Source organism: Pseudomonas sp. CM25, assembly GCF_013179705.1.
Lineage (GTDB): Bacteria > Pseudomonadota > Gammaproteobacteria > Pseudomonadales > Pseudomonadaceae > Aquipseudomonas.
Window position 1 is genome coordinate 1 of record NZ_JABMCW010000256.1, and the last position, 8,123, is coordinate 8,123.

Here is an 8,123-nt window from a genome sequence, read left to right on the forward strand (position 1 = left end):
GCAAGCATCTATCAGCCCCGTCCAGCCTCCCCCCTGCACACAACTGGAACTAAACAGTTACCCCCGTCCCCTAACCTTCTGCTGCTAACTCAATGCATTTCCCAGGAGGGTTTACCCCATCATGAAGCGCGAACAAATCGAAGGTGTTGCAGAGAACCTTGCAGGCAAGGCGCAGAGCGCAGTCGGTCGCCTGGTTGACGACCCGGCACTGGAAGCTGAGGGTGATGGCCGTCAGGTCGCCGGGCAGGTCACCAAAAGCTACGGTGATGCACTCGATAGCGTCTCCTCGTTCGTCAAGGCAAAACCCTTTACCGCCCTGGCCATAAGCGCCGCCGTCACGCTGGTGGTATCTCGCCTGCTGCGCCGCTGAGCGCTGGCGGCAAGCCGTCGCAACCCGGTGCCAGGTACCCACCCGGCCCGGGCCATCACCAGATGGCAATGTCGTAGGTCAGGTACAAACGGTTGCTGTCTCGCCCCCGGGCAAAGTCAGAGCGGTACACATAGTTGCGCAGCTTTACCCCCAGCCCCTGCAACGGGCCGGCCTGCACCACATAGGCCAGTTCCGCGTCACGCTCCCACTCCTTGATACCGGCGGCACCCGAGCGGCTATTGTCTCCGCTCAGGTAACGGGCCATGAACGTCAGCCCTGGCACACCGGCGGCAGCGAAATTGTAGGCATAGCTGGCCATCCAGGTCTGTTCCTGTTCCTCGACGAACTTGCCGATTCCCACGTTGCTGAACGAATACACCGTCGCACCGCTGATGTAAGGCAAGCCTGCTTCACCATCCAATTCCTGATAACCCGCGCCGACTGTATGCCCTGAGTGCGCATAGGCCACCTGCCCGCTGAACATGTCGTTGTCGATGGGGCCAGCGTAACCCGCTCCGCTGTCCCGGCTCTTGAAGTAACGAAGGTCCGTGGTAAACACTCCGCCAGCCAGCGGCAAGTCGTGGACCACACCAACGAAGTCCTGGCGGTAAAAATGCTCGAGCTGGCCATGGAAGTAGCTCAGGCGCAGTTGTTTGCTTACGGCATAATCGGCCCCGGCAAAGGTGAAATCGCCCGCCTGCCCACCACCATAGCCATCCAGGTAGAGCCCGGTACTGTCAGACGAGTCGCGCTGTTTGAAGCGGTCCAGGTGGCCGGCAGTCAGCGCCAGCCCGGCGATATCGGTGCTGGTCAGTTGCGTGCCTTGATAGGTTTGCGGCAACAGCCGCGCATCGTTGTAGACCAGCACCGGCGTCCTGGGCAGCAGGGTGCCGTGCTTCACTACGGTCTGCCCCATACGCGCCTTGGCCGTGATCCCCGCGCTGGCAAACGCGTCAGCCGCACGCCCGTCATCGTGTACCGGCAAAAGCCCCGTCCCGCTGCGCCCACGGCCTGAGTCGAGGCGCACGCCCAGCAGGCCAACGGCATCGAAGCCCACGCCCAGGGTGCCCTGGGTAAAACCCGACTGGTAGTCGAGCAGAAAACCCTGCGCCCACTCCACCCGCTCGCTTTTGGCGCTGGCAGCGGCGCGGGCACTCATGCCCTGTTCATCACGGAAGTTCTCGTTGAAATAGACATTGCGCAGCTGCAGCTTGAGCTTGCTGTCATCGACGAATCCGCCGGCGCCGGCAACAGGCAGCCAGCCGCAAAGCAGGCCACAGGTGGCCCCACGGAACACAGCTCGGGACATGATCGGTACTCTGTTGTTGTTGTCAGAATGAGCAGTAAATGAGCGCCCGATAGCGCCTAGACGAAGAAGGACAAGGCTCCGGTAAGCAGTGCCAGCGCGGTGATCACCAGGGAGGTCAGCACCGCCCATTTCACCGTAGCTTTCTGAAAGTCACCGATGTCACGGTCGACCATGCCCACCAGCAGCAGGGTCGATGCGACCAACGGGCTCATCAGATGCACCGGCTGCCCCAGCACCGAAGCGCGGGCGATTTCTACCGGGTCGATGCCATACGCCGCCGCTGCGTTGGCCAGGATCGGCACAACCCCGAAGTAGTAGGCGTCGTTGGACAACACGAACGTCAGCGGCATGCTGGTCAGCGCCACCACCAGCGGAAACCAGTGGCTCCAGGCTTCGGGGATCCAGTCGACGAGGGTCTGCGCCAGGGCGTCGACCATTTTGGTGCCAGAGAAGATGCCGGCGAAGATACCTGCGGCAAACACCAGCAGCACCACCGTCATGGCATTTCCCGAATGGGCGAGGATGCGTTCTTTCTGCAGGTCCAGCTGCGGATAGTTGATCATCAGCGCGGCGACAAAGCCGATCATGAACAGAATGGCGGCATGCATCAGCCCCAGCACCAGTGCGGTCATCACGGCAATCACCAGCACCAGGTTCACATAGGCCAGGCGCGGGCGCTTGTGCGGGTTGTCGCCGAGGATTTCCTTGATGTAGCAGTTGCCACCACCGGACTCCAGGGCAATGTTGCCGATCCGGCGGCGCTCGGCGCGCCCCAGCAGGAAGGCGGTGAAGACCACCCAGGCGGCGCCGCCGATCATGGTCGGCAGCATCGGGATGAAATACTCCGTGGCGTCCAGCCCCAGCGCGGCAATGGCGCGGGTGGCGGGCCCGCCCCAGGGGCTCAGCCCGCTCATGATGCTCAGCGACAGCATCGACACGGTGGCCAGAACCATCGGGTTCATGCCGATCCGTTTGTACAGCGGCAGCATGGCGGCACAGGTGATCATGTAGGTGGTAGTGCCGTCACCGTCCAGCGCCACCAGCAGCGACAACAGTGCGGTGCCGATGGCAATCTTGATCGGGTCGCCGTTGACCCGCTTGAGGATCTTGCGGATCAACGGGTCGAACAGGCCGGCGTCGATCATCAGGCCGAAGAACAGGATGGCGAACAGCAGCAAGGCCGCCGATGGCGCGACCATCTTCAAGCCGTCGAGCATCATCTTGCCCAGCTCGGGCGCGAAGCCGCCGACGACAGCGAAAACGATCGGGACTACGGTCAGCGCAACGATTGGCGACAGGCGCTTGCTCATGATCAGGTAGGTGAAGGTCACCACCATGACCAGGCCCAGGAGTGCGAGCATGGTATTTCTCTCTTGTTTTTATTGTGCGTGGCCACCTGCCGGGCAGGCAGCCCCCTGCCCGCCCGGCATCGCTGTGATGCCGGGCGGGCGTTCAAGTCAGGTTGGGTATAACGCCGTTCAGACGTGACGGCGTGGTTCTGCGGGCCAGGCCGGCTGTTCGGGTTCGACTGCAGCGGTTTGCGCCGGCTGCTCGCCGTCCAGGGTTCGCAACAGTGTTTGCCGGTCACAGGCGTTTTCCGACAGCGAAATCACCACGGTGGCCACCGCGTTGCTGGCAAGGCTGGTCAGCGCGCGGGCCTCGGACATGAAGCGGTCGATGCCGATCAGCAGGGCCAGGCCGGCAAGCGGGATGTCGTGGATCACGGTCAGGGTCGAGGCCAGGGCCACGAAACCGCTGCCCGTCACCCCGGCAGCACCCTTGGATGACAGCAGCATGATCGCCAGCATGGTCAGCGTCTGCCCAAGGGTGATATCGATATTGCAGGCCTGGGCGATGAAGATGGCTGCCAGCGACAGATAGATGGCCGTGCCGTCGAGGTTGAATGAATAACCGGTCGGCAACACCAGGCCCACCACGCCTTTCTTGCAACCCAGCTTCTCGAGCTTTTCCAGCATGCGTGGCAGCACGGGCTCGGTCGAGGAAGTACCGAGCACCACCAGAAACTCTTCGCGAAAGTAACGCAGCAGTTTCCACAGGCTGAAACCATTGGCACGGCAGATACCGCCCAGCACCACCAGCACGAAGAACGCGCAGGCGATGTACAGCGTCCCCACCAGCTTGGCCAGCGACCCGAGCGAGGTAATGCCGTACTGGCCGACGGTAAACGCCAGCGCACCGAAGGCGCCAATCGGGGCGAAACGCATCAGGTAACCAAAGATGCGGAAGACCATGGTGGAAGCGGATTCGAGTACATCCAGCACCGGCTTGGCTTTCTCGCCCATCGATGACAACGCGAAACCACAGAGCACGGCGATGAACAGTACCGGCAACACTTCGCCCTTGTTGAATGCGCCGATGAAGGTGTCGGGAATGATGTGCATGAAGAAGTCCACCACGCCCAGCTTGGCTGCCGAGGCCGTGTACTGGCTGAGGCCTTCGGTGCTGAGGGTGGCAGGGTCGATGTTCATGCCTGCGCCAGGCTTGAACAGGTACACCGCCGCCAGCCCGATCGTCAGGCTGACCACGGTCAGGCCCAGGAACAGCAACAGGGTCTTGCTCATCAACCGCCCCAGCGAGCGCTTGTCGGTCATGCCGGCGATGCCCGTGACGATGGTGCAGAACACCACGGGGGCGATCATCATCTTGATCAGCTTGATGAACGCATCACCCAGCGGCTTGAGGGCCACGGCCTGTTGCGCCCAGAAGTGCCCAACCACCACGCCCAGCAGGACGGCGCAGAGGATCTGGAAGTACAGCGATTTGGCGAGTCTCATGAGGCATCACCCATTGTTGAAATTGTGCGGATGCGCTTGTTGCGAATGTGCAGGTTGGATAACGGCCTGTGCCTACCCCGCCAACCTGCGGAATGTAGGGGCGTAAACGAAGCCTGAGAAGAGCCGCCGGGCAGTTCGTACCACCGATGCCTGCAGGGTCTTGCCATCAGCACCACTGCGCGACAGCGCAACGTCGATACCGCCGCTCGGGTGTTCCAGGCGCACCTCGGTCAGTTGCCCGGCGCTTTCGCCCAGCAGGTCGCCTATCACGGTGCCGGGGCTGACGCTGGCAGTCGCCAGCCCGACCGCACCGGTGATTGCCAGTGCACGGTGGCAGCTGTGCGGCATGAAATAGCGAACCTGCAGGGTGCCGTCGTACCGAGGCTCGGACACCAGCACCGGCTTGGGTATCACCATGCCACTCACATCACCCAGGCCCATGGCCTTGCCGGCCTTCAGGCGCAGCGCTTCAAGGCGCTTGAGCAGGGGGCCGTTGGCGTCCAGTTCGGCTGGGGTTTCCGACCCGGTGATACCCAGTTGGCTGGCCGCTACAACCATCATGGGCATGGCCATGTCGATGCAGGTGACCGGCACGCCGTCGATGACATCTTTAGCCTGGCCAGTAGGGAACAGCTTGCCCGTCTTGCTGCCGACGGCGTCGAGGAAGGTAATGTGTACCGGGGCGGCGGTACCGGGTACGCCGTCGATGGCGGTGCGGCCTTCATAGCGCACGATACCACCAGGTGTTTCCACCAGCGAATTGACGAAGGTGCCGGTGTTCAGGTTGCGAATGCGCACCAGCGTCTTGCCTTCCTGGCCTTTGACCAGCCCCTGTTCGATGGCAAACGGGCCAACGGCGCAGAGCATGTTGCCGCAATTGGGTGCGGTGTCCACACGACGCTGGGCGACCATGACCTGCACGAACAGGTAGTCGACGTCGGCGTCGGCATGCAGCGAGGGGCTGACGATCGCCACTTTGCTGGTCTGCGGGCTGCCGCCACCGATGCCGTCGATTTCCAGTTCATGACCGGAGCCCATCAGGTTGATCAGCAATTCGTCGCGTTCGACCACATTGGCAGGCAGGTCCCAGGCGTGGAAGATCGGCCCTTTGGAGGTGCCGCCGCGCATGAGGACGCAAGGAATTCGTTGCATGATTTCGCACTCTTGTTGATCAATGGGCATCATTGATGCTGTGAGCAAAAGAGTGACAGGCATGGATAAATCAATCCAATGCAAATATCGTAGCCATTATTGCGACTCACAAAATAATCGCGGAATGTTCGCCGGCAGGATTCGCTATGGAATATGAGCTTCAAGACATTCGATCTTTCGTGAAAATCGCCGAACTTGGCAGCTTCCACGAAGCAGCAGAGGCGCTGCACTTGTCCCAGCCAGCGCTGAGCCGACGGATCAAGAAGCTGGAAGAGGGCCTGGGCACCTCGTTGCTCGAGCGCACCACACGTCGGGTCAGCCTGACCAGCGTGGGCCGCGATTTTCTGCCCAAGGCCAGGCGCCTGCTGGATGACTTCGAGGACTCGATCCTCAGCATCCGCGAACTGGCCGAGCGCCAGACCGGCCAGGTCACCCTCGCCTGCATCCCGACAGCGGCGTTCTATTTTCTGCCGTCGGTGATTCGCGACTACAACCAGCAGTACCCGAAAATCCGCATTCGCCTGCTGGACCTCAGTGCCAATGACGGGCTCGAAGCCGTGCTGCGTGGCGAGGCCGATTTCGGCATCAACATGATGAGCGGCCAGCACCCTGACATCGAGTTCGTCTCGCTGGTGCAGGAGCATTTCGTGCTGGCCTGCAGGCGCGACCACCCGCTGGCAAACCGTGAAGCCGTGACCTGGACCGAGCTGGCCGACTACCGCCTGATCGGCGTCGGCCGCCTGAGCGGCAATCGCATGCTGCTGGACCACGCGTTGTCCGGGTTGAACCTGCGGCCCAAATGGTTCTATGAGGTGCAGCACTTGTCCACTTCGCTGGGCATGGTGGAGGCCGGGCTAGGGGTGTCGGCCATGCCCAGCCTGGCAATGCCCAGCGCCGACCACCCGACCCTGGTCAGCGTGCCGCTTAACGAGCCGCAGGTGACCCGAACGCTGGGGCTGGTCTATCGCCGCGGGGCCTCTTTGTCACCTGCAGCGGAGAAGTTCGTGTCGATCCTGTTGGAGAAATGGCCCAACCGCTAGAAGCGCAGCCGGGTTGTGGGGCCAATGCGCCCCCTGTAGAAGCGGGTTCACCCGCGAACACGGGCGCAGCCGGTGCCACACCCCACGTCGCCAGCCTGGCGCTCAGTCGCTCTTGCCCAGCACATACCGGTCAAACTGCTCGATATGCTCATCCAGGTTGTCCTCGAGCATCATCCGGTACTGATCGCAGAAATACTTCAGCAGCTCCTCCCGCGCGGCACCCAGCTCCGCCCCGGATTTGAAACTGCGGGCGCTCATCCAGGCATTGAAGCGCGCCGCACCAAAGGTCAACGAAGCACTCACCTTGCCCAGGTCCTCGAGTTTTTCGATCTGCTGGTTCGCCAGTTCGATATGCGCGTCGGCGCGGTCATAAAAGGCCTGGTCGGTAATTTGGGTCATTGCGCTTCACCTTGTTGCGAGAGTCGAACCGGGGGCCAAGCCTTGCATGTCGCGGCGCATACGTGCAAGGCTGAAAAAGGATCACCCATTACAGAAAAGGAAGCAAAGCACCTTATGCTTGGAATCACACGTATCCATCGCTATTTGCGCCCACTGCCTGCAAAACGTATTGCAGCCAGTGGGCGTGACCTTAACGGCAAACCAGGCGCACGCCTGGCCTCGAAGCTCGCAACACTCCTCTGCACGCCCCGCTCCGCCCCGCCTTACCTGTGCGTCACGCCTGAGCGCCCCCCTGTCGATCGTGTCCCTCCTACCTGACTGCCAACGCGGCAGCTCACACGCCATGCCCGCTATTCACAGGCGGGATGTCTGACACGACAACAGAGGCAACACCCCCATGCTTTTTTTCCACGGTAAACGCATTTTCAGCGCCATCTTCGATATGGACGGCACCCTCTTCGACACCGAGCGTTTGCGCTTCAAGACATTGAAGCAAGCCTCACTCGAGATCTTCGGCAAGGCCCTGGGCGAGCACACCCTGATCGGCTCGCTGGGCCTGAGCGCGAAGAAGGCCGAAGCCCTCGCCAAGGCGCACAACGGTGAAGACTTCCCTTATGCGCAAATCCGCCAGCGCGCGGACGAACTTGAGCTGGAGTACGTGCGCAACCACGGCGTCCCGATCAAGGCGGGCTTGCTGGAGGTACTGGAGCGGCTGCGCAAGTCGGGGCTGACCATGGCAGTCGCCACCTCCAGCCGCCGTGCCATTGCCGAGGAGTACCTGATCAACGCCAATGTGCTCAAGTACTTCGACATCACCGTGTGCGGTGATGAAGTCAGCCAAGGCAAGCCCCACCCGGAGATATTCCTCAAGGCCGCCCGCGCACTCAATTGCGAGCCTGACCAGTGCTTCATGGTCGAAGACTCGGAAAACGGCATGCTTTCGGCCATCCGCGCAGAAGGCCAGGCCATCCTCATCGAGGACATCAAGCCGCCCGCGCCAGAAATCAAGGCCGGCGCACTCAAAGCCTACCGCAGCATGCAGGAGTTCCTGGCCGACT

Annotated in this window: 8 protein-coding genes; 3 read left to right on the forward strand and 5 right to left on the reverse strand. The window is 61.9% G+C overall.

Going from position 1 to position 8,123, the window contains the following annotated elements:
* Nucleotides 1-121: 121 nt before the first annotated feature.
* Nucleotides 122-370, forward strand: coding sequence for a CsbD family protein (locus tag HP546_RS22030; protein WP_172229409.1), 249 nt, complete (start codon nt 122-124; stop codon nt 368-370).
* Nucleotides 371-425: 55 nt separating this feature from the next.
* Here HP546_RS22030 and HP546_RS22035 read toward each other — a convergent pair whose 3' ends face one another.
* The 4 genes from HP546_RS22035 to HP546_RS22050 form a co-directional block, all read right to left on the reverse strand.
* Entirely contained in the window at nt 426-1,679 is a 1,254-nt protein-coding gene (locus HP546_RS22035; RefSeq protein ID WP_172229411.1) for an OprD family porin, read from the reverse strand.
* A gap of 56 nt (nt 1,680-1,735) precedes the next feature.
* Nucleotides 1,736-3,040: a CitMHS family transporter gene (locus tag HP546_RS22040; RefSeq protein ID WP_172229413.1), complete on the reverse strand. Its 1,305-nt coding sequence runs from the start codon at nt 3,038-3,040 to the stop codon at nt 1,736-1,738.
* 117 nt (nt 3,041-3,157) lie between these two features.
* A complete protein-coding gene (locus tag HP546_RS22045; RefSeq protein WP_172229415.1) occupies nt 3,158-4,474 on the reverse strand; it encodes a dicarboxylate/amino acid:cation symporter in 1,317 nt (438 codons plus the stop codon).
* Nucleotides 4,475-4,546: 72 nt separating this feature from the next.
* A complete protein-coding gene (locus HP546_RS22050) occupies nt 4,547-5,626 on the reverse strand; it encodes a 4-oxalomesaconate tautomerase (protein ID WP_172229417.1) in 1,080 nt (359 codons plus the stop codon).
* Nucleotides 5,627-5,772: 146 nt separating this feature from the next.
* Here HP546_RS22050 and HP546_RS22055 point away from each other — a divergent pair, with 146 nt between their 5' ends.
* A complete protein-coding gene (locus HP546_RS22055; RefSeq protein ID WP_172229419.1) occupies nt 5,773-6,666 on the forward strand; it encodes a LysR family transcriptional regulator in 894 nt (297 codons plus the stop codon).
* 102 nt (nt 6,667-6,768) lie between these two features.
* Here HP546_RS22055 and HP546_RS22060 read toward each other — a convergent pair whose 3' ends face one another.
* Complete coding sequence (locus tag HP546_RS22060; protein WP_172229421.1) at nt 6,769-7,065, reverse strand: DUF3144 domain-containing protein; 297 nt, start codon at nt 7,063-7,065, stop codon at nt 6,769-6,771.
* A gap of 397 nt (nt 7,066-7,462) precedes the next feature.
* Here HP546_RS22060 and HP546_RS22065 point away from each other — a divergent pair.
* Nucleotides 7,463-8,123, forward strand: a 661-nt coding sequence (locus HP546_RS22065) for an HAD family phosphatase (RefSeq protein WP_172229423.1), incomplete at its 3' end; no start/stop codon positions are given.